The sequence below is a fragment of the Gemmatimonadaceae bacterium genome (genome assembly GCA_020851035.1).
Lineage (GTDB): Bacteria > Gemmatimonadota > Gemmatimonadetes > Gemmatimonadales > Gemmatimonadaceae > JACMLX01.
Genome location: JADZDM010000023.1, coordinates 44,918 through 67,284, shown reverse-complemented (window position 1 = coordinate 67,284; position 22,367 = coordinate 44,918). Strand labels below are relative to the sequence as shown.

Annotated in this window: 15 protein-coding genes; 7 read left to right on the top strand and 8 right to left on the bottom strand. The window is 70.9% G+C overall.

Annotation, left to right across the window (positions count from 1 at the left end; all coding sequences use genetic code 11):
• Positions 1 to 185: 185 nt before the first annotated feature.
• From IT355_15765 to IT355_15755, 3 genes are all read right to left on the bottom strand, one after another.
• Positions 186 to 1,916, bottom strand: a complete 1,731-nt coding sequence (locus tag IT355_15765) for a hypothetical protein (protein MCC7054729.1) — start codon at positions 1,914 to 1,916, stop codon at positions 186 to 188.
• Between the two features lie 754 nt (positions 1,917 to 2,670).
• A complete protein-coding gene (locus IT355_15760) occupies positions 2,671 to 4,638 on the bottom strand; it encodes a VWA domain-containing protein (GenBank protein ID MCC7054728.1) in 1,968 nt (655 codons plus the stop codon).
• Positions 4,638 to 5,414, bottom strand: coding sequence for a CbbQ/NirQ/NorQ/GpvN family protein (locus IT355_15755; protein ID MCC7054727.1), 777 nt, complete (start codon positions 5,412 to 5,414; stop codon positions 4,638 to 4,640). Before IT355_15755 ends, IT355_15760 begins: the two co-directional genes overlap by 1 nt.
• Before the next feature lie 374 nt (positions 5,415 to 5,788).
• Between IT355_15755 and IT355_15750 the strand changes: the two genes are divergently transcribed.
• Positions 5,789 to 7,192 (top strand): hypothetical protein, encoded by a 1,404-nt coding sequence (locus IT355_15750; GenBank protein ID MCC7054726.1) that lies wholly within the window; start codon positions 5,789 to 5,791, stop codon positions 7,190 to 7,192.
• A 121-nt stretch (positions 7,193 to 7,313) separates the two neighbouring features.
• Here IT355_15750 and IT355_15745 read toward each other — a convergent pair whose 3' ends face one another.
• Entirely contained in the window at positions 7,314 to 8,228 is a 915-nt protein-coding gene (locus IT355_15745; GenBank protein ID MCC7054725.1) for a sugar phosphate isomerase/epimerase, read from the bottom strand.
• A gap of 600 nt (positions 8,229 to 8,828) precedes the next feature.
• Between IT355_15745 and IT355_15740 the strand changes: the two genes are divergently transcribed.
• Complete coding sequence (locus IT355_15740; GenBank protein MCC7054724.1) at positions 8,829 to 10,397, top strand: glycosyltransferase family 39 protein; 1,569 nt, start codon at positions 8,829 to 8,831, stop codon at positions 10,395 to 10,397.
• A gap of 16 nt (positions 10,398 to 10,413) precedes the next feature.
• On the opposite strand, the gene IT355_15735 is transcribed toward IT355_15740, so the two are convergent.
• Positions 10,414 to 12,408, bottom strand: a complete 1,995-nt coding sequence (locus tag IT355_15735) for a DUF3108 domain-containing protein (protein MCC7054723.1) — start codon at positions 12,406 to 12,408, stop codon at positions 10,414 to 10,416.
• 116 nt (positions 12,409 to 12,524) lie between these two features.
• Positions 12,525 to 14,813, bottom strand: a complete 2,289-nt coding sequence (locus IT355_15730; GenBank protein ID MCC7054722.1) for a hypothetical protein — start codon at positions 14,811 to 14,813, stop codon at positions 12,525 to 12,527.
• 251 nt (positions 14,814 to 15,064) lie between these two features.
• On the opposite strand from IT355_15730, the gene IT355_15725 reads away from it, so the two are divergent.
• Entirely contained in the window at positions 15,065 to 16,600 is a 1,536-nt protein-coding gene (locus IT355_15725; protein MCC7054721.1) for a DUF853 family protein, read from the top strand.
• Positions 16,601 to 16,625: 25 nt separating this feature from the next.
• Positions 16,626 to 17,408: a hypothetical protein gene (locus IT355_15720; GenBank protein ID MCC7054720.1), complete on the top strand. Its 783-nt coding sequence runs from the start codon at positions 16,626 to 16,628 to the stop codon at positions 17,406 to 17,408.
• Here the strand turns inward: IT355_15720 and IT355_15715 are convergent.
• Together IT355_15715 and IT355_15710 are read right to left on the bottom strand one after the other, a co-directional pair.
• Positions 17,386 to 17,805, bottom strand: a complete 420-nt coding sequence (locus IT355_15715; protein ID MCC7054719.1) for a DUF4399 domain-containing protein — start codon at positions 17,803 to 17,805, stop codon at positions 17,386 to 17,388. The two genes, IT355_15720 and IT355_15715, sit on opposite strands and share 23 nt — an antisense overlap.
• Positions 17,806 to 17,934: 129 nt before the next feature.
• Positions 17,935 to 18,255: a DUF4286 family protein gene (locus IT355_15710; GenBank protein MCC7054718.1), complete on the bottom strand. Its 321-nt coding sequence runs from the start codon at positions 18,253 to 18,255 to the stop codon at positions 17,935 to 17,937.
• Between the two features lie 147 nt (positions 18,256 to 18,402).
• Here IT355_15710 and IT355_15705 point away from each other — a divergent pair, with 147 nt between their 5' ends.
• The 3 genes from IT355_15705 to IT355_15695 all read left to right on the top strand — a co-directional run bounded on the left by IT355_15705 (position 18,403) and on the right by IT355_15695 (position 22,357).
• The gene (locus tag IT355_15705) at positions 18,403 to 20,727 is read left to right on the top strand and encodes a response regulator (protein MCC7054717.1); all 2,325 of its coding nucleotides are present in this window, start codon (positions 18,403 to 18,405) and stop codon (positions 20,725 to 20,727) included.
• Between the two features lie 38 nt (positions 20,728 to 20,765).
• Positions 20,766 to 21,863 carry an alpha/beta fold hydrolase gene (locus IT355_15700; GenBank protein MCC7054716.1) on the top strand — a complete coding sequence of 366 codons (1,098 nt, stop codon included), beginning with the start codon at positions 20,766 to 20,768 and terminating at the stop codon, positions 21,861 to 21,863.
• A gap of 116 nt (positions 21,864 to 21,979) precedes the next feature.
• The gene (locus IT355_15695; protein MCC7054715.1) at positions 21,980 to 22,357 is read left to right on the top strand and encodes a phage holin family protein; all 378 of its coding nucleotides are present in this window, start codon (positions 21,980 to 21,982) and stop codon (positions 22,355 to 22,357) included.
• Positions 22,358 to 22,367 lie beyond the last annotated feature (10 nt).

Here is a 22,367-nt window from a genome sequence, read left to right as displayed (position 1 = left end):
TCCCGCCGTGGCCCGCGGTGGGGCCGATGCCGCGCAGGAGCATGTTCAGGGGCGAGCGCGCCTCTTTAGATGCACAACCGTTCCAGCAGAGGGAGGATGGGATGCGCGTGCTGGACTCGCCGTGAGGCGCCAACCCGCCATCGGAAGAGCCACCGACGCCTTGCGCAGACGACCCGTCCGCCCGCCTACGGTGCCTCCATCGCGCGCCTGTCGAGCCACTGCTGCAGCTCGGCCACGGTCGCATACGCGCGGAGACCCGGCAGGGTCATCGCGTCGACGTGCGGGCTCGGGACGTAGAACACGTGCGGGGTCACGACCACGCCGTGCAGCGCGGACACGCCGGAGAAGTCGTAGTTGCCGCCCGCCGGCGTCGCGCGCAGCTGGCCGAGCAGGGCCTCGCTCTCGCTCTGCGCCGTCAGGATCTTCTTCGTGGCACTCGTGACCGACCCATAATCGCCACGTTCGTGCGCGTCCGTGTAGGCGATGCTCTTGCACGATACCAAGAGCGCGATGCCATCGCGGACCCCGAGGGCATCGATCTCGCCGATCACGCGGCCGCCCAGCTTCAGCTTCCGACCTCGAAGGGCGCGGAGGGCCGGCGGCGGGCGCCATGCGCTGGCATCGATTCGCGCCTGCACCTGCGTCTCGAGCGTGTGGCTCCGCGCGTTGGGCACATCGCCCTCCTTCGCCGGAAAGCGTACGGTGCTCAGGAACTGGCGTGTCGCCGCAGCGAGATCGATGCCGATGTGGTCCGGCGTGGCCTGAAACGCGAGTGGAATGCCCCCGAGGGGCCAGATTCGCGCGGGGCTCGCCATACAGCGGCGCAGGAACGCGAGGAGGTCCGACTCGAAGAGATCGGCCCACGCCGGGAATCGATGCCGGAGCGCCGCGATCTCGGTCGCGTACGGTGCGGCCCACTCCTCACGAAGCACATCGACATGGATCAGCGCATAGCCCGCCGCCATCACCGTCACGAGGTTTTCGGTGGCGCCGCGCGTGACGACGGCACCCAGCGCGAGCATGGCGATGGGATCTACCGCGTCGACCTTCCAGAGGCCGGGTGCCCTCAGGCGTGCATCGTCGAGTAGCGCTTCTAGCGCCGTCGTGGTCAGCCGCTGGGGCAGATAGCGACACACCCAGGGACCACGGGGACCGGGGAGGACCTGACTGCACTGCATCGTATCCGTATGGGCAAAACCGAGCAGGTCGCCGTCAGGGACGCCGAACCCGCGCGCGCCGAAGGCCACCACGTCCGCGGCGAAGACGGTCTCCGGGCCGTGGTGGTCGAGACGCAGATCGTACGTGCGCACCGCCTGGCGCGTCGCATCGTCACACGAGTCGAGATTCTGGCCCGCACGCAGACGCTCGGCGTCGAGGATGAGCGTGCTGCCTTTCGCGCAGCGTCGGTAGGTGCTGTGCAACTGGACCACGACCCGGCTGTAGCCGATGAGCCACGCCACCGCGTCAAGGGCGTCGCGGGTGAGGGGAAAGTGCCCCTCAGGCCCCGCGACGCGATGCAGGACCGCGGGAGGCGTGGTGGCGACGGCGAGGGCTTCCGTGACCGCGCGCGCGTAAGGGAGCGTCGATGCGACGCCGCCGACGAAGGCGGTGTTCGGGGCCCGACGCAGGTACCAGAGCCACTGATAGCGACTGAAGGTGCCCTGGCGCGATGGCCGACGGACCAGCTGGGTGCGCGTGATGGCCTGACGGAGTATGTCGCAGGCGGCGGCGTCGCGGACGGCTGAGCCGGACCGACGGTGTTGCGCGGCAAGAATCGAGGCGACGACGTCAATCGCCGCCGCTTCGCCTGCGGCGTGCTGGACGACCCCGGGTGGCGCCGCAAGGAAATCGCGCATGGCGTGCTCGATTCCATCGGGCTGGCCCAGCAGGTGCGCCGTCGGGTCGACGCCGCTCATGGACACGCGAGACCTCCGCGCGCCGAGCGCTGGCATTTCTCGTCGCTTCGCCGCATGCTGAGATGATAGCGAAGAGCGATCAGCCCTCGCCCTGACGCGGTGCGTGCCCGTATGCTCAGCGCTGATCGGTCGCGTAGGGCAGAGGTCCCTGAGCCGGCATGACGCCCGCGCGCGGTGCGCCCGAGAAGGCGGACTGCCGCAGCCGTCGACCGGGTGCGGCGGCAGGCCCGGCGGTCGGGTCGTACCCCGGTCGGGAGCGGCTCGGCCGGTCATCTCTACGGCCCCTCTCAGCCACATTCTGGATCAGAAGAGTCCAGGTTCGAGCCCTGGAGGGGCAATGGATGAGGGCCCGGCTGCCGAAACTGGCGGCCGGGCTTTCGTTTTCCCCACCGGCCTGCATGCCCCATGCGGAGCGGAGGCACCAGATTCTGGGATGACGCCGCCTGCCACCCTTGCCCCACGGCCGTCCCAGACCGCGACGCGGTTCCCGCGGTCCTCCGTGCCAACCGGGGGCGACTGGCGGGGACGCAGGGCGTCCGGGCACCTGGCGCTGCCAGCTTTGTCATTCCGTGACCTTGGACCGAACCGGTCACGGACCTCGTGATCACCGCCGGGGCCATCCTGGCCCCGGGGCATCGCGTCGTCGAACGCGTGCGAACGCTCTCAGGGCGCGTGCGTGCCGCGTGCGTCGCCGCCGGCGGCCAGCTCGCCGCGCCGACGTGTCGGGCAGGTGGTGCCACGGTGGCGATCGCCGCTACCGCACCAGCAGCTGCCGCACCACACGCACCAACGCCAGCGGCAGCTGCTCAGGCTCGCGCAGCACGGTGTACCCGCTGGGGCCGAAGATGCGGGGGAGATACTCCGGACCGTCCTGCTGGTCGATGGTGATGCAGAACGGAAAGACGCCAGCCGCCCGCGCCTCGTGGATCGCCTGACGTGAATCCTCGACGCCGGCGGCCTCATGATAGCCGTCGAAATCGTTGGGGCGGCCGTCGGAGAGGATGAGCAGCAACCGCCGTCCGAGGGGCTGCTGCACGAGGCGTGCGGCCGCATGCCGCACCGCCGCACCGAGGCGCGTGTTGTCGCCCGGCTCGATCCCGCCGATGCGCCGGTGCACGGCGGACCCGTTGCGCTCGCGGAAGTCCTTGAGCGTCTGGACGCGAACGTCTCGCGCCCCGCGGCTCGAGAAGGTCAGCAGCGCGTAGTCGTCGCCGAGGGCGTCGAATGCCTCGCTGGCAAGCAGCACCGCTTCGCGCTCGACGTCGATGATGCGCTGCCCGGTGGGAACGGGAAACCTGGTCGAGGCGCTGACGTCGACGAGGAGGCAGATGGTCATGGCGCGACGCGCGGGCCGCACGGACGTGTAGATGCGGTCACTGGGTGTGTGCCCGGTCCGCGCGTCGACGATGGCTTGCACGCACGCCTGGAGGTCGAGCTCCTCGCCATCGCGCTGCTGGCCGAGCCGGATCCGCTGCGCGCGCAGCGGCTCGAAGCGTTCGCGGATGCGGCGGACCATCGGTGCGTTCCGGCGCAGCGTGTCGCTGGCCCAGGTGGTGTCCGCCTCCTCCGCGACGCGTTCGCGCACCGTGACCGCGTTCCGACGATACCGTCCCTCGCTGAGGTCCCACTCGGGATACTGGACGCCCGGCTCCGCATCGCCCGGCGATCCGTGGGGCTCGCGCGGTGGCGGGCGCTCGTCGTTCGGTTGCAGCAACGCTGCATCAGCTGCGCCCCGCGACTCGGTCGCCTCCGCGTCGTCGCTGGCCGGGTCGGACGCGCGCTTCGTCGCGAGCGCGCTGCGCTCGTCGGTGCTCGCGTCGCCCTCGGTCGTCGGGTCGTCGCGGTCGCTCTCACGGCCGTCGCGGTGCGGGTCTCCCGTTCGCGTCTCGAGCGGCAGCATGCCGCCGCGTGGTGCGTTCTCGTCGCGGCCCGGCGGGTCGTCGTCCGAGGCAGGCGCCTGCACCGAACCCTTGACCCCACCCCAGTGCGCCACCGGCGCGAGGCCGAGGTAGGCTCCGCTGAGCGAGGTGCTCATGACGCGCGCCCAGGCGAGCGAGTCGGCCGGCGTGCTGTCGGCGAGCGCCGGATCGTGCTCCGCCGCCTGCGGGTCGAGCGCCTCGCGCACCATCGCTTCGACGCCGCGCTCGGTCGCGGTGAGGGCACCGAGCGGCGGGCGTGCACTCAGCGCGGCGCGGCGCGCGTGCGCGAGGGGCTCGGCCAGGCCGCCGATGTCGCGCGTGAGTCGCGCCTCGACCGCCATGGATTCGCGCAACAGGAAGAGATCACGCTCGAGCGGTTCCGCGAGCGCGGGCAGCACACTCGCCGTGCCGCGCACGATCCGCTCCGCCTGCACCAGTGCCAGCAGCCGGTATTGGGCGACGCCGCCGGCGGGATCACCGCGCGGATCGCGGAGCCGCGGCGGGAGCAGCACCATGTCGCCGTCGGTCCACGCGATGGGATCGTCGCGCAGGTGTCGCGGCACGAGGTTCCGCTTGACGCGGTCCAGCATGGACGACTCGGGCGTCGGCGCATCGTGGATGCTGACGGCGCGCCCGTGGAGTGCGAAGAGCATGAGCTCCAGCCGCCGCCGAAGGTCATCGAGCTCCGTCGTGTCGCTCGTCGCGGTCGTCGCCGGCGCGAGGCGTTCGCGGTGTCGGGCAGCGAAACCCTTGACGCGCCACCAGAAGCGGCCCGCGGTGCCGGAGCGCCCGCGTGGCGCCACTACAGTGACGCTGCCACGAGGTCGTCGATGGCGGCCAGCAGGTCGGCATCGTCGGTCAGCGGCGCGACGAACGCGGCGCGGCACGCATCCGCCAGGGGCACACCTCCGGCGACGAGCCGAGCCGTCGCCACGAGGAGTCGCGTGCCCGGCACCTCGGCCAGGCCCTGGTCGCGCAGGCGGCGCACCCGCTGTGCGAGCTGGACCAGGTTCGCGGCGACCTTCCGCGGGACGCCGCTCTCGTGCATGACGATCTCGACCTCACGCGCCGCCTCCGGGTAGTCGAACTCCAGCGCCACGAACCGCTGGCGGGTGCTCGGCTTGAGCGTCTTGATCGCGTGCTGGTAGCCCGGGTTGAAGGAGATCACCAGCTGAAAGCCGGGCGCGGCCTGCACCGTCTCACCGGTCTTCTCGACCGGCAGGACGCGCCGGTCGTCGCTGAGGGGGTGGATCACGACGATGGTGTCCTGCCGTGCCTCCACGATCTCGTCGAGGTAGCAGATGGCACCGGTGCGCGCGGCGACGGCCAGCGGCCCATCGACCCACACCGTCTCGCCGCCGCGGATCAGGTATCGGCCCGTCAGGTCGGTGGCGGAGAGATCGTCGTGGCAGGCGACCGTCACGAGGGGACGCCCCAGCTTCCACGCCATGTATTCGACGAAGCGGGTCTTGCCGCACCCCGTCGGCCCCTTGAGCATCACCGGCATCCCGCGCCGGTGGCATGCCTCGAACACGCCGACCTCGGCGCCGGTCGGCAGGTAGTAGGGCGCCTCAGCCATGCGGCAGTGGCGTTGGCGCGCCAGTGGTCTCGGTCATTCGCGGAGCGTATCCGTGGCTGCGGCGCCGCGCAACGGTGAGGGTCCCTGCAATTCGGTGACAGTGCACGAATTTCCCTGAGTCGTCTGCACTCCCACGGGAATGCCCCACTGCCGGAATTCGGTGACAGTGCACGAATTCTCCTGCTCTCCGGAATTCGGTGACACGGAATTCGGTGACAGTGCACGAATTCTCCTGCTCTCGCTGCATTGCCACCGGAACGCCCCACCGGGATGCCCCGGGCTGGTGACGCGGAGCGAGAAACGGTGACACTGTACCAGCTCCCAGCAATGTGTGCACTGTCACCGAATGGCCCTCCAGCCAGGGATTCCCACGCATGCCGTACACCGTCGCACTCGCCGAGGCGCCGCCGGGCCACACGATCCCTCCACTGCTGACGATGCTCGGCGACTGGGTTCGAACCCAGTCGGTGGGGTCACTCATGGGCGTGAGCTCGATGATCGCCGAAGAGATTCCTGCGCCCTGGGACGAGGCCAACGCCGCAAGGCTCCAGCGTGCCGGATTCGCCTTCCTCCAGCTGCCCGACGGTTCGCTGCTCGCGTGGCTGGAGCAGGCGGTGGTCCTCCTCGGCTCCGAGGGTGATCGCCGCACGGTGGCGAACAGCCTCGAGGACTTCCTGCACACGTGGGCGCAGGGAGAGACCGGGATCTGGGAGCTGGACGACGACGACGGCGTGCGGGGGCGACGGGCGCTGGCCCGGTGGCTGAAGGACCACGCCATCACGGTGCCGCCAGCCCGGGAATTCGACTTCGCAGCCTGGCTCGATGGGGCACCGGACGCAGCACCGGCACCCGTCGCGGGAGTCTCACGTGCGCCTACGCCGACGCTCGCACGACTCGGTCCCCGCCTCGGAGCGGTGGCGGCACTGGTGGGCCTCCGTGCAGATGCCCCCGAACTCGTCGAGTACGTCACCACGGTGCTGAAGAAGAAGGTGCCGTCGTCCACGAGCGAGTACACCACGCGGGCCGACGTCTCGGCGACGAAACAGGGACTCGAACTGCTCTTCACGCACGACCTGAAGAACGAGCTGTACCCGCCGGTGCAGAAGACCGCGAGGTCGTTCGTGCCGTACCTGGCGCGCGTCTGGGTCCGTGCCGCGATCACGGAGGATGTGCTCGGCGTGCCGTGGGGTGCCACCGATGCCGACGCCGTGAGCGCGGTGCTGGGGCCACCATCCGGGATGGAGAAGGAGTTCGCCACCGACGTGGTGGCGACGATCCCCTTCTGGCACATGGCCCTCGACCGCAGCGCACAGGTCGCGCTCCACCTCACTTTCGATGCGCGCGTGCGTGCGCATGTCGCGGTCGAGACGGCGTTGTCGCTGGAGGACGTCGTGACCCCCGGCGCGGCGCTGTTCATCGGCTATGCGGCGACCCGCGGCTTGCTCGACGAGTCGCGGTTCGCGACGCAGGCCGGGTTGCTGGCGCGGGTGCGGGACCGCGGGGCGACCGGCTCGGAGCTTGCGGCGGCGGCGATGCCGCGCGGCCTCTGGGACTCGCACCTGGTCGACGATGCCGCGCTGCGCAGCCTCGCGTACCAGTGGTTCCACCGGCTAGGCGATGTGTGGATCACCGCAGACCTGATCGCGGTGTTCGGCGCGCGGAAGGGGCCATTCGGCCACGACGAGCCACAGCTGGATGCCGACACCTGGGATGCGGTGGACAGGGCCACGCCCGTGTTCGACGCGCGTTTTGCAGCATTCGCCACACGGCGTCCCTGACGGAGACGACCGTCGCGGGCGGGACCACTGCGCAGTCGGCGTCCGGTCGGGCGTCAGGGGGGTGCAACCGCGTGGAGCCCCCCGGACGCCCTGGTGTCGCGCCGGCGCCGCGTGCGGCGTGTTACCGGTACTTCATGCCGCGGAGATACGTGATGCTCAGCGGGGCGTTGTGCACCGGGTCGGTGGTTTCGTCCTCGACGTAGAATTGCGTGAATCCGTCGCGCTCCGCGGCCTGCAGCAGTGCGGGCCAGTCCACCTGGCCGGCACCGATCGGCGCCTTCAGCGAGTCTGCGATCCCGCCGGCCAGTGAGCCGCGGGGCAGGCCGGGCTTCATGTCCTTGATGTGCATCAGCTTGAAGCGCCCCGGGTACTTGCGGATCAGCCCCACGGGGTCCTGGCCGGGCAGCCACGTCCAGAGCACGTCCATCTCGAAGCTCACCAGCGACGGATCGGTCTCCGTGATGATGAGGTCGAGCAACGTGCCGTCCCCATGCGGCACCGGCTCGTAGCCGTGGTTGTGGTAGAAGAACGTGAGCCCGGCGGCCTTCAGGGTCTTCCCGAAGGCGTTGAAGTCCTGCACGGCCTGGCGCGCGTTGGCGAGCGTGAAGCCGGTCGAGTCGTGCGGGTACCAGGCGATGCCGACGTACTGTGCGCCGAGTGCCTTGGCGTCGGCGATCACGCTGTCGGGATGGTTCTTCAGGTCGTCGTACCCGACGTGCATGGAGGTCGCCGTGAGGCCGGCCGTGCGCACGGCCTCGACGAATTCCGTGCGCGACTTGCCGTAGAGGCCCGCTGTCTCGACGTGGGTGAAGCCCATGCCGCGGACCGTCGCCAGCATCGCCGGGACGTCCTTGGAGAGTGTGCGGAAGCTCCACAACTGGACCCCGAGCGGCGCCCGGAAGTCACCGGCCACGCTGGCCGGCGACGTGGCGATGGCCGTGGAATCGGCCGGCGGTGCGGGTGGCTTGCCGCAGGCGGCCAGCGCGAAGATCAGGGCGCTGGCGAGCGGGAGCTTCACGGCACGGGGCGACTGCATCGGGACAGGCTCCTGGGGAGGCGGGGTGCAATTCGGTGACAGTGCACGAAACTCGCGGATCGGGCACACCGGGGCAATTCCGGGCCGCGAAATCGGTGACAGCGAAATCGGTGACAGTGCACGCATTCCAGGCCAAATCGGTGACAGGCCCAATCCGGTGACAGTGCACGCATTTCAGGAGAATTCGTGCACTGTCACCGGATTTCGTGTCACCGAATTTCGGCGAATTAGTGCACTGTCACCGGATTTCCCCTGTCACCGGATTTCGCGAATTCGTGCACTGTCACCGGATTTCCACAGGAGTATTCGTGCACTGTCACCGGATTTCCAGAATTCGTGCACTGTCACCGGATTTCCACCCACCGGATTTCCAGAATTCGTGCACTGTCACCGGATTTCGTCACCGGATCTGGCAATTCGTGCACTGTCACCGATTGGCGCTGGCAATTCGTGCACTGTCACCGATTGGCGCGCACCGCATGGCGCGCTGAATCCGGGCCGCCGCGGCCGCCCTTGGACCGTGGCGCGGCCACGGTTACCCTCTTCCCTCCGAGACCGCGCCGTCACCCACCGCCGGCACGCCCTGCACCGCCGACGAGGATGCCCCTGCCGCACCCGGACCCGCGCGCCCGCGACATCACACACCGCCGCGCCCTCACCGTCCTCGGCGCCGCCACCGCCCTCCGCCTCCTCACCGCCGCGCTCCTCCCCCTCGGCGTGGACGAGTCGTACGAGGCCGTCATCGCCCGCACGCTCTCGGCCAGCTACTTCGACCACCCGCCAGCGGTCTTCTGGATCACCCACGCCGCCGCCGCGATCGGCGGCGAATCGCCGTTCGTGCTCCGCCTGCCGTTCGTGCTGCTCTTCGTCGCCACGTCGTGGCTGCTCTACCGGCTCGGCGCGCGGCTCTTCGGCGAACGTGCCGGGCTCTGGACCCTGGCCGTCGCGCAGGTCATGCCCGTCTTCGGCTTCAGCAGCGGCGGCTGGGTGCTGCCGGACGGCCCGCTGCTCTGCGCCACGGCGGCCGCGGCGCTCGCCTTCGCGCACGCCGTGCCGGTGTCCGCCGGCAACGGGCGCGAACCCGCCCGCCACGGGCCGTGGACGGCCTGGCTGGCACTCGGCATCGCCCTCGGTGCCGCGGGGCTGTCCAAGTACCACGCCGCACTTCTCGGCGCCGGCCTGCTGGCCTTCGTCGCCACCGACGCGCGCGCACGACGCTGGCTGCGGCACCCCGCGCCGTACGTGGCGATCGGGATCGCGCTGGCCTGCGTGATCCCGGTGTTCACCTGGAACGCGCAGCACGACTGGATCTCGTTCCGGTTCCAGTCGGGCCGCGCCGCTGGCCGCACCACCCCCGTCGTGTCGCTGCTGCAGAACCTCGCCGGCCAGGCGGGCTACCTGATGCCGTGGTTCTGGGTGCCGACCATCGCGGTGCTGGCGAAGGCGCTGCGCGCCGGGCCCGCGAGCCGCACCACCTGGCTCTGCGTGTGCCTCGGATTCCCCCCTGTGCTGGTCTTCACGCTCGCCGCGCTCGGTGGCCACCCCGGGCTGCCGCACTGGCCCGCCCCCGGCTACCTGCTGCTGCTGCCGCTGCTCGGCGCCGCCATCGCTCGCTGGGAGGAGCGCGCGCCCGCCCTGGCACGTCGCTGGATGATGCGCGCGGCGGCGGTCTACGTCACGCTGGTCACGATCGTCGTCTCGCACGCCGCGACGGGCTGGGTCGCGAGCCTGGTGCCGTCGCTGCACCGGCGTGACCCGGCGTTCGAGCTCCTCACCTATCGCGCGCTGAAGGACTCGCTGGAGCGGGACGGCACGCTCCAGCGCGCCTCGTACGTCGCCGTGACCGACTGGATCCGCGGGTCGAAGGTGGGCTACGCACTCGGGCCGGCGCACCCCATCGTGCTGCTCAACCAGGACACGCGGCACTTCCGCTTCGCCGGTGGCCTCGACACGCTGCCCGGCCGCCGCGGCCTGATGCTGATGGCAGTGCCGAAGGGGTTCTCCACCGTCGAGATGTGGGACCGCGCCTACCCCCTGGTGTCGATGTTCGACACGCTGCGCTTCGTCCGCATGCTGCCGGTACTCCGCGGTCGCGACACGGCCGTCACGATGGCGGTGTTCGAGACCAGCAACCTGCGTCGCACCTGGCCCGTGCCGCCGGCGCGCTGACCGCCACGCCCAATGGTCAGCGCCGGTTGCGCGACGGCCGCAGGTAGAGGCTGAGCGACCCGAACGACAGTTTCGCCTTCATCTGGATCAGCGTGTGTGCGGGATCGTCGCTGAACCAGAGCTCGGCCTGCCCGCCCTCGGAGAAGATCCCCGACGTGCGGATGATCGGCCGCACCACGATGGTGTTGAACGTCCCCGCCGGCACGGTGATCGACTCGCGACGCATCACCTGGATCGTGACCGGGTTGGCGCTCGGCCGGAAGTACCGGTTGAACGTGAGCGTCTGCCCCACCTCGAGCTTCAGCGTGCGCACGTAGAAGATGAACGCCGCGTCGTCGAGTGGTGCCGACACGGTCGCGGCCCGCGGCTTGCCGCGCTCGAGCACGACCTGCTCGTCGGGATAGAAGTCGAAGAACCGCGTGTAGTGCTTCGGCCCCTCGTTCAGGTCCTGCGTGAAGCGCAGGCTGAGCATCTGGGCGGGATCGAACCAGCTCTCCATCACGTCATGCACCCGGAAGAGCGGGATGCCGCCGCGGATCTCGTAGCGCAGCTTCATCACCTCGCGCCCGCGCAGCGTGTCGGGTCCGGTCACCGAGAGCGAGCCGCTGCCCACCTGCACGACCCCGAACTTCAGGTCGTACTCGTGGTACTCGCCGTTGCGGAACGGCAGCGCGGACGCGGCGGTCGACTGTGCGCCGGCGCTGGCCGCACCGGTGAGGGTGAGGAGCGCGAGCAGGCTCGCGGCCGTGCGCGGGAGGGTGGGCATGGATCGTGGGTTCAGACGTTCGGTCCGGCGGGCGCGCAGTCGGCGCACGACCCCCGGGACGAGGAGCACCATCGCCAGGGTCCAGGCGAGTGCTGCGGCGGCCCGCGCGGTGATCGCCGCCAGCGGGCGGACGGGGGGGACGGTCCACGGCTGCGGCGCGGCTGCCCCGGCAGCACGGATCACGGGGTTCAGGTAGAGGGCCTGCTCGCCGCGCGTCGCGACGACACGCGCGTAGTGGTCGCCCGGGCGCATCACGTAGCGCATCGCCGCCGTGCCATCGCTGTCGGCGCGCACCACGCCGCCGTCGGCGATCACGCGGATCCGGTCCACGGGCGTCTCGAAGCGCGTGGTGATGGTGTCACCCTGCACCTCCACGCCGGCGAGGGCCGGCGCCGGCGGACCGTTCACGCCACCGGCCACGACGTACATGCGACCGGCACGCAGCGCCGCGATCACGTCGCGCGCACTGCGCGTCGGCGCGTGCACCATCGTCCACACCACGCCGGTCTCCTGCGGGCGCGTCACGTCGTGCACGTCGTCGTCGCCGATCGCCCACACCGGGTTGCCGGCGGTCAGCACGGCATCCCACCACGCGGAGGCATCGTTCCAGTGGCTGCGCACCTCGAGCAGGTCGAAGCCGGACAGCCGCGCCAGTTCCGTGGTGTCGTAGCCCATGCGCAGGTAGGGATGCACCACGGCCGTCAGGGCAGCCGTGTCACGGAGCCGCGTCAGCAGGTACTGCTTGGCGGCGCTGGTCTGGTAGAGCGGGAAGTCGAGGCCGACCACCGCGCGGGCGCCGATGATGAGCTGGTGTGTCTTGCGGATGCTGAAGCCGTGCTCGTACACCGGCAGGAATGCCGGGTCGCCGACAGCCCGCGTGATGGTGTGGTAGTTCGAGAGCCCGATCACGTCGTAGCCACGCGCGACGTAGGCGGCACGGACGGTGTCCGGTGCCTGCCGCCCCGACGTGAGGCCACCCCACGCGCGCGAGTGGGCGTGGAAGTTCGCCCGCTGCCACCTGGCCTGGGGACTGCTGGCTGCGTACGGGTTGAAGAGCGTCGCGCCCTGGAACGGTGACGGCGCGTGGTAGTCGTACGCAGGCACCACCACGTACGGCAGCACCAGCACCGAGACGACCAGCATCGCGAGCAGCCGCAGTCCGGTGCCTGCCACCGCGCGGAGCATGCTGGCGCGCGGCGGTGAGGCCGGCTGGTCCGGCGCGGAACGGGGATGCGGCGCGGGCATGTCGGGTGGGCGGGGGCAGCGTGCGTTGAACCGGACCCTCGGCTCACCGGAGGGTGGAAGTTAAGCGAGGTGCCGATGCCAGTCCCGCCGGTGGCGGGCGGCGGGGACGGAGCGCCTCAGGGGGCGAAGTTCGCCGTCACGGTCAGGTCACCGTTCTCCGGCACCGTCATCACGCAGGTCATGCCGCTGCAGCTGCCGCTGAAGCCCGTGAAGCGCGAGCCGGCGTTCGCCACCGGGATGAGGGTCACGGTGGACCCCACCGGGAAGATGGCCCGGCAGATGCCGCCCTTGACCGCGCCGTTGATCGCGCAGGCGATGCCGCCGGGTGAGCTGGACACCGATCCGTTCCCGGTGCCGGTGCCGGCCATGATCGTCACCGAGCCCGGGACGGCCTCCCGGTAGAGTGCCTGCACGGCGCGCGCATGGGTGAGTGACACCACGCAGGTGCCACTGCCGCTGCAGGCACCGGCCCAGTTCAGGAACACGCTCCCGGCGCTCGGCACCTGCGTCACGGTGACGCTGCTGTTCACCGCGTACGCCATGCTGCAGGTGCCGCTGCTCGCGAGGCCGCTCAGCGTGCAGGCGAGCCCCGACGGCGTGCTGGTGAGCACGCCGCCGCCGGCGGAGCCGGTGGCAGGAGCGAGTGTGAGTGTCGGCGGCGCCTGGAACTGTGCCGTGACGCTCGCGGTGGTGCCCGTCACCATCGTCAGTGTGCAGGTGGTGGCGACGCAGGCGCCGCTGTAGCCGCTGAACGACGAGAGACCGGAGGTCGTGGCCGTGAGCGTGACGACGGTGTGCGCAGGGAAGGTGGTGGCACAGGTTCCGCCGACCACACCCGCCGTGATCGTGCACGCGATGCCGGCAGGCACACTGGTCACCAGGCCGGTGCCGGTCCCGCCGCCGGTGATCGTCACTCCCTGCGTCTGGAACACGGCGTAAGCGGTGCGCGCCTGCGACATCACCAGCTGGCAGGGATTGCCCACGCAGTCGCCGCCCCACGAGGTGAACACGGCGTTGCCGTTGCTCGCCTGCTGCAGCGTGACGACCGTGTTGGGGGCGAAGAGCGCCGTGCAGGCGCCGGTGGAGGAGGTGCCACTCAGCACGCAGCTGATGCCGGCCGGTATGCTCGTGATCACACCACCGCCGGCCGATCCGCCCCCTGGCGCGACGGTCAGCCGCAGGGGGGCGGCCGAGAAGGCCGCACGGACGGTACTGGTGACGGCGCTCGCGACCGGGAGCAGGCAGCTCGCCCCCGTGCAGGCGCCGGTGAACCCGTCGAAGCTCGCGTCTCCGGTGCCGGCGCCCGTCAGCGTGACGTCGCTGCCGGCGGGGAAGCTGGCGCTGCAGATCCCGGCCGGCACTCCTGCCGTGATCGTGCAGCTGATCCCGGACGGGGCACTGGAGACGATGCCGCTGCCCGTGCCCATGCCGATCACGCTCACGATGCCCGGCGGCGGCACGCGGTAGGTCACCTCACCCGTGCGCGGCTGCGTCATCGCGACCTGGCACGGATTGCCCGTGCAGTCACCGCCCCAGCCCTGGAAGACGCTCTGGCTCCCGGGCACCTGCGTCAGCGTCACGATCGTGCCGCTGGGAAAGGCCACACTGCACACCCCGCTCATCGCGGCATCCGTGACGGTGCAGTTCACGCCGGTGGGGCTGCTCACGATGGTGCCGCTGCCGCGTGACGCGGGCGATGCCGTGAGGGTGAGGAGCGCCTGCGACGGGGCGGTGGGCCGGCGGTAGATGACGTCCACCGTGCGCTGCCCGGACAGCGTCACCGTGCAGGGATCACCGCTGCACCCGCTGCTCCAGGCCTGGAAGGTGGCGCCGGCGCTGGGTTCTTGCGTGAGCGTCACGGCCGTGCCGACCGGGAAGCTGCTGCTGCACGATCCGGCGCCGGGTGTGTTGTCGGTGAGCATGCAGTCGATGCCCGCCGGCGTGCTGGTGACGCGCCCGCTCCCCGTGGACGACGCGTGCGCCATCACCGACAGCACGTTCGGCACGAAAGTGGCCGTCACCACGCGTGCCGCCTTCATCACGGTCTGGCAGCTGGTGAGCGTGCAATCGCCGCCGAAGGTGAGGAAGACGGAGGTCGTGCCGGGCTCCGGCTGCAGTGTCACCACCGTGCCCGGCGCATAGAGCGCGGTGCAGGCGCCACTGCCGGCGCCGCCGCTGAACTGGCAGTCGATGCCGCCGGGCACCGACTGGATCCGCCCGCTGCCGGTGCCGCTTCCCGCCACGGTCAGGGCGACCGCCTCGACCGGTGGTTCCACCACGCGCGTCACCGACTTCTTCGAGCCGCCGGAGCAGGCAGAAAGTACCGTCACGGCAACAGTTGCCGTCAGGATCTTCCGGGCCGCGGGTTCGCGAACACCGCGGGTGATGGTGGCTGAGAGGCGCATTGCAGGGCGGGGATGGGCGCAGGGCGTGCAGGCGGGGACATCGCGGCGGTGGTCCGGCCGCGCTGGCGACGGCGAAAAAAGCAAGTGCCGTGCGCGCAGCCGCGGGCGCCGTCTCGTCGCGCTGCGGTCGTATCGGCGACCCGCCCGCGGGCCATCGGCAGTGGTGGCCGGGAGCGCGTGGCACCGGGGTTTCCGGTATCATTCACGCCCCGAACGCCCCCATCCCCGTCCACCGCTCCCGCGTCCACGCCATGAACGACGCCCTGATCGCCGCCGCCAAGTCCGCCTTCCCGACCGACGTGCCGGGCATCACGCTCGGCGCCGTGGTGCACGAGGGTGCCATCGACCCGCAGCCGCTGGTGCGCCTGCCGCTCTCCATGATGACGCGGCACGGCCTGATCGCCGGCGCGACCGGCACCGGCAAGACCAAGACGCTGCAGCTCATGGCCGAGCAGCTCTCGGCGTTGGGGGTACCGGTGTTCCTGGCGGACGTGAAGGGCGACGTCGCCGGCATCGCGGTCGCGGGCACGCCGCACCCGAAGATCGATGAGCGCGCCGCGGCGACAGGCCACGCGTGGACGGCGACCGGCTTTCCCGTCGAGCTGCTGTCGCTCACCGGCACCACCGGCGGCCAGCTCCGCGCCACGGTCTCGAGCTTCGGACCGCTGCTGATGTCGAAGGTGCTGGGCCTCAACGAGACGCAGTCCAGCGTGCTCTCGCTCGTGTTCAAGTATTGCGACGACAAGGGCCTGCTGCTGCTCGACCTGAGTGACCTGCGTGAGGTGCTGCAGTACCTCACCGAGGATGGCGCGGCCGACCTGAAGGACTACGGCAACATGTCGAAGGCGACCGTCGGCGTGCTGCTCCGCAACATCATCGGGCTCGAGCAGCAGGGTGCCGACCGGTTCTTCGGTGAGCCGGCCTTCGACCTCGATGACCTCTTCTCCGTCGAGCGCGATGGCCGCGGGCTGGTCTCGGTGCTCGCGCTGAGTGACGTCCAGGACAAGCCGGCGCTCTTCTCCACGTTCATGCTCTGGATGCTCGCCGAGTTGTACGCGACGCTGCCCGAGGTGGGCGAGGTGGCCAAGCCGAAGCTGGTCTTCTTCCTCGACGAGGCACACCTGCTCTTCGACGACGCCAGCGAGGCGATGCGCGACGAGATCGAGAAGGTCACGCGCCTGATCCGCTCCAAGGGCGTGGGCGTGTTCTTCATCACCCAGCACCCGCGCGACATCCCGGTCTCGGTGCTGGGGCAGCTCGGCAGCCGGGTGCAGCACGCCCTCCGCGCGTTCACGCCCGACGACGAGAAGCAGCTCCGTGCCACCGCGCGCACGATCCCGAAGACGGAGTTCTACGACATCGAGGCCACGCTCACCTCACTGGCCACGGGCCAGGCGATCGTCTCGACCCTCACGGTGAGCGGCACGCCCACGCTGCCGTTCGCCTGCCACATGGTGCCACCGGCCTCGCGCATGGGCCCCCTCACGCCGGAGGAAGTGGCGCCGCGGCTGCTCACGCCGCAGGCGAAGAAGTACGCCACGGCAGTGGACCGGGAATCGGCGCGCGAGGTGCTCGAGGCACGGCATGCCGCGAGCGAGAAGGTCGAGGCCGAGGAGGCCGCCGCGGCGGAGGCGGCACGCCCCACGCGCGCCGCCGGTGCGCGCGAGGAGCCGGGGGCGCTGGGGTCGTTCCTCAAGTCCCCCGTGGGTCGCTCGATCGCCGTTGCCGTCGCCGGCACGCTCACCCGCACGCTGCTCGGCGCGCTCACCGGCAAGCGTCGCCGCTGAGCCGCCGCGCGGGCCGGGGCCGGCGATGGAGTGCATCGCCGTGGACTGGTCCGGCGCCGCGACCGGCGCCGCGCAGCACATCTGGGTGGCCCGCGCCACCGGTGGCGTCTTGCACGCACTGTACCCACCCGGAAGCCGTGCGGCCGTGCTGCAGTTTCTGCTCGACCGGCGCTTGGAGTCCGCCCCATGCGTGGTGGGGCTGGACTTCGCGTTCGCCTTCCCGGCCTGGTTCGCGGCGGAGCGCGGGTGGCGCGACGGGCCGGCGCAGTGGGCCGCCGTGCGGGATGACGGTGAGCGCTGGCTGCGAGACTGCGCGCCACCGTTCTGGGGGCGCCCCGGGCGTCCGCGCCCGCACGCCGCGCCGGATGGGCTGCGCGACTGCGAGCGACGGCAGGTCCCCGGCGCCAGGTCGGTGTTCCAGATCGGTGGGGCGGGTTCGGTGGGGACCGGCTCGATTCGCGGGATGCCGATGCTGCTGACGCTCCGCACGGCCGGCTGGTCGGTGTGGCCCTTCGATCCGGCCGGCACGCACACCGTGGCCGAGATCTATCCGCGGTGCTTCACGGGCGCGGTGGTCAAGCGCAGTGGCACGGCCCGCGCGGCGCACCTCGCACGGCACTTCCCGGAGCAGGCGCGGGACCTGTGTGCGCTGATGTGCGGGTCGGAGGATGCGTTCGATGCCGGTGTCTCGGCCATCGCCATGAGTCGCGGCGCCGTGCAGGAGACCCTGCAGGCGCCGCGTGATGCCTCGCTGCGGCTCGAGGGCGCGATCCTGATGCCGCCGGTCAGCGCGGGGCGCGGACGGTGACGGTCACCGGCGCCGAGACGAGCTCGGGGCCGATCACCTTGTGCTGGTAGTCGCCGAGCACGGCGCGGAGCACGTGACGGCCGGGTGTCATCGGCACACTCACCTCGATCTGTCCCTTGCCGTAGTGCACATGCAGGCTGTCGGCGGGGATCACGGTACCCGGCGCGCCGGCCTCGCGGTCGATGAGGATGTGGAAGTGCCCCGTGCGCTCCATGTTCGTGCCGGCCGGAGCCACGCCATAGTTCGCGAGGCGGAAGCGGACCGTCACCGGGCTGGTGACACGGGCGTTGTTGGCCGGCAGGAGGATCCCGATCTCCGGCGCCGGTGCGGTCTGCGCACGCAGCGCGGGAGCGGCTGCGAGGATCAGCAGGCCGGCGATGAGTCTGGACAGGCGCATGGGCTGGATTGGGTGCGGATGAAGGCGTGGCGCCGGCGCGTTGCCGGTGTCCCGCAATCTCGCGTCCTACCCGATGTCTGTCAGGTGTTCCGGAAGTGGTGGGCCGTGGCGCTCCCGGCGGCGCCCGTCTCAGGGACTGGCGTCGCCGCCCGCAGTCCAGCGGTGCATCTCGGCCCAGACCTCGCGCGAGACGCGCACGTTGCTGCCAAGCTCCGCCGCGAAATCATCCCGGAACTGCTCGGAATGCGCGCCGAGGTACTCGTCGAGGACGTCCATGTTCCTGGCCAGGTAGGCCACGCGGTAGCGCCCGGGGATGGAGTGCGTGAGCGTGGCGCTCACGAAGCAGCCGGTGGCCATCACGTCGGGAATGTGGCGTTCCCGCATGTAGCGCTCGTAGGCCTCGATGTGGTCCGGCTGCACGTCGGTCGTGACTTCGTAGATGATCATCATGCCTCAACAGTCGCATCCCGGACGGAATCCGGCAATTGCGGATGAGTGCGCACTAAGAGTTCCGGGTCGCGTGTGTGGTACGTTGTGCGCAGCTGTTCCGGTGATCGCCGGCACCCTGTACGGTGCGGCGTACCTCGACTCACGGTCATGGGCCTCTCTCCCTTCGCGCTGTACTCTGCCGTCGCGACACAGGCCGCGATGGCGCTGCTGCTCGCCTGCGCGCTGTATGTGCTCGGTCGATACTATCCGCGCCCGTTCCTGCGATTCTGGGCCGCGGCGTGGCTGGCCGAGGCCGCACACCTGTCGTTCGGCATGGTGGCGCTCTGGCTCCGTGCTGTCGACCGTGCCAGTGGCGGCGCGGTGCATGCCCTGCCGTGGCCGGACATCGTGACGTGGGGGGCACAGACGGGCGGGCTGCTGTACGGCGTGCTGCTGGTGCTGGGTGCGATCTCGCTGCTGCGCGGGCCCACGGCGCTCGGCCGCCGGTGGACGCTGGTCCTGCCGGCGGCGGCCCTCGTCGCCCTCGTACCCGCGTTCGCGCTCGGCGGCGGCTCGGCGGCAGCGCAGGTGTCGTTCCGCGTCTTCGTGCGTGTCGGCCTGATGGCAGGCTGGAAGGGCGTGGCCTGTGTCGTGTCGGCGGCCCTCATCTGGCAGGCGCGCCGCGCCGCGCTCACGCTCGGCATCCGCTGGGTGCTCGGCACACTCGTGGCACTCGGCGTCCACAGTGCCCTCGTCGTGTTCGTGGTCGCGAGCCCCACGCCCGTCAGTGCCGGCCTCGTGCAGGCCGTGCCCATGGTCTGGGCGCTCCTCATGGCGTCGCTGGGCATCGGGACGGCACTGGCGATGCTCGAGGACGAGCAGGAACTCGTGCGCCGTGCCGCCGCGAACCAGCTGGAGTCCGAGCGGATGGCGCGTGCCTCCGGGGCCAGCCTCGTCTCGGCGCTCGCCGCCGTGCCGGACCTCGTGTCCGTGATCCGCGCCGACGGTCGGCTCTCGGCGTGGAACCCTGCCTTCGAGGCCTTCGTGCGTCGCCACGGCAAGGACGCTCCGGCCATCGGCATGCCCGTGGTCGATGCCATGCCCGGTGGTGCCACCGACGACTGGCCGCAGCGCATCGCCGGGCTGCTCGCGGGCGAGGACCAGGTGTTCGAGGCCTCGGTCGAGCTGCTGGACACGGCGCCCGAGTATTTCGACGTCAGCGCGCGCCCCATCCGCGACGGCGCCGCCGTGGTCGGCGGCGTGATCGTCGCGCGCGACGTGACCGAGCGGCGGAAACTCGAGCAGCAGCTGCAGCAGGCCCAGCGCCTCGACACCGTGGGACGGCTCGCCGGCGGCATCGCACACGACTTCAACAACCTGCTCACCGCCATCCTCAGCAGCGCGTCGGTGGCGCGGGAGTGCCTGCCCCCCGACCACGAGGTGCAGGCCGACCTCGCCGACGTGCAGCTGGCCGGTGAACGCGCCACCCAGCTCACGCGCCAGCTCCTCGCCTTCGCGCGGCGCCAGCCCGTCTCGCAGCAGCCGATCGAGCTGAACGACCGCGTCTCGACGATGGAGCGCATGCTCTCCCGCCTCGTCGGCCCCGATGTCGCGCTGCGCGTCTCGCTCGGCGAGAACCTCTGGCATGTCCGTGCTGATGGCCCGCAGCTCGAGCAGGTGCTGGTGAACGTGACCGTCAACGCGCGCGACGCGATGCCCAGCGGCGGCCGCCTGTCGATCCGCACCGCGAACCGCACGCTCCGGGACGGCGCGATCGTGCTGCCGCGCCCCATGCCGGCGGGTGACTACGTCGAGATCGTGATCAGCGACACCGGCTCCGGCATGGACGAGGAGACCCTCGCGCATGTCTTCGAGCCGTTCTACACCACCAAGCCGGTGGGGCAGGGCACGGGGCTCGGGCTGGCGATGTGCTACGGCATCATCCGGCAGCATCACGGCGTGATCTGGATCGAGTCCGCACCGGCCCGCGGCACCTCCGTGTTCATCCTGCTGCCGCGCTACGAGGGGCCGCTTCCGGCGCGCACGGAACGGCAGCCTGTCATCACGCCGGCCGTGGTGGCCAGCGGGAGCGAGACGCTGCTGCTGGTGGAGGACGAGCCGCAGGTGCGTGCCGTCGCCGCGCGCGCACTGCGTGCCGCCGGCTACCGCGTGCTCGAAGCCACCAACGGACGTGACGGCCTGCAGGTGGCACGCCGGGAGCGTGACTCGATCGACCTGATCGTCTCCGACGTGGTCATGCCGGAGATGGGCGGGAAGGAGATGGTCGAACTGGCCCGGCAGTACCTGCCCTCCGCCGCCGTGCTCTTCGTTTCCGGCTACACCGCGGGCAGCTTTCCCAACGCGAGTGACGACCCCTCGGCCAGTGTCTTCCTGCAGAAACCATTCACACCGCAGGAACTGCTGGCGATGGTGCGTCAGGTTCTCGACCGGCACACGGCAGCCCGGGAGGCGAGCGCAGCGGTCGCCTCCTGACGCGGCCGGAGTGCCACGCTCCCACCGCGAGGCTCACCGTGTTCCGTTCGTTTCGGCGTACCGCACTGTTGCTCTCCCTCGGCAACGCCGTTGCCGTCGCGCAGCCCGTCGGTGCCAATCCCTGGGCGCAGGTCGGGCGCCAGGGCGATGCCTGGCTCCGCAACGTCGCCTTCACCGCCGGCGGCCGGCTGGATTCGCTGCGCATCCACTACACCACGCTCGGCACGCCGCGGCGCGGGAGTGACGGCACGGTCCGCAATGCGGTGCTCGTGCTGCACGGCACCGGTGGCTCGGGGCGCGGGTTCCTCTCCCCCACCTACGCCGGTGGGCTCTTCGGGCCCGGCCAGCCCCTCGACTCCTCGCGCTACTACATCGTGCTCCCCGACGGCATCGGGCACGGCGGCTCGTCGAAGCCCAGCGACGGGATGCGCATGCGCTTCCCGCGGTACGGGTACCGTGACATGGTCACGGCCCAGCAGCGGCTGCTCACCGAGGCGCTCCAGGTCACGCACCTGCGCGTCATCGTCGGCACGTCGATGGGGTGCATGCACGCCTTCACCTGGGGCTGGATGTATCCCGGCTTCGCCGACGCGCTGGCGCCGATGGCGTGCGTGCCGACGCAGATCGCCGGCCGCAACCGCATGCTGCGCACCCTGGCGATGGATGCCATCCGGCAGGACCCGGAGTGGAAGGGCGGCGAGTACACGGCGCCGCCGCGCGCGGGACTTCGCGGGGCGATGGAGATCCTCTGGATCATGGGCACGGCGCCGCTCCTGCAGCAGCGTCAGGCCCCCACCCGCGATGCCGCCGACAGCGTGATCCGCGCCTACATCGACGGCCGCCTCGCCGCCACCGATGCCAACGACTTCCTCTACCAGTTCGACGCCAGCAGCGACTATGACCCGTCGCCGCACCTGGCCACCATCCGGGTACCGGTGCTGCACATCAATTCCGAGGACGACGAGGTGAACCCGCCGGAGCTGCGGATGGCGGAACGGCTGGATGCACGCATGCCGCAGGCGCGCTTCATCCTGCTGCCAGTATCGGAACGCACCCGCGGGCATGGCACGCACTCGCTGCCCGCCATCTGGGGCGAGACGCTGCGCGAGTTCCTGGGCACGCTCGCCACGCCGTGATGCGCCGCGCAGGGCTGCGCGGCCGCACGACGGGCGCGTAGCTTGCCCCCGACGGTACGTGCCGGCGCCCGCCCGGGCGCGCGCGCCGATTATCCCTCCCGCTCCGGACCCGCCCCGTGACGCTGCTGCTGCGCCTCCTCGTCACCGCCGCCGCCCTCTGGGTGGCCACGCGGTTCGTGCCCGGCATCTCCTTCACCGGCGACAACTACGCCGCGCTGCTCGGCGTGGCCCTCGTCTTCGGCACCGTGAACGTGATCGTACGGCCGATCCTCAAGCTCCTCTCGTTCCCGGTCGTGCTCCTGACGCTCGGCCTGTTCCTGCTGGTGATCAACGGGTTGATGCTGCTGCTCACCTCGTTCCTGTCGGCGCGCCTTGGCTTCGGGTTCCATGTCGACGGGATCCTGCCGGCCATCATCGGCTCGCTGGTGGTGAGCGTCACGGCCGGCATCATGCACTTCGTGCTGGGGACGAACCGGGACGACGACGACGACTGACGACGCGCCG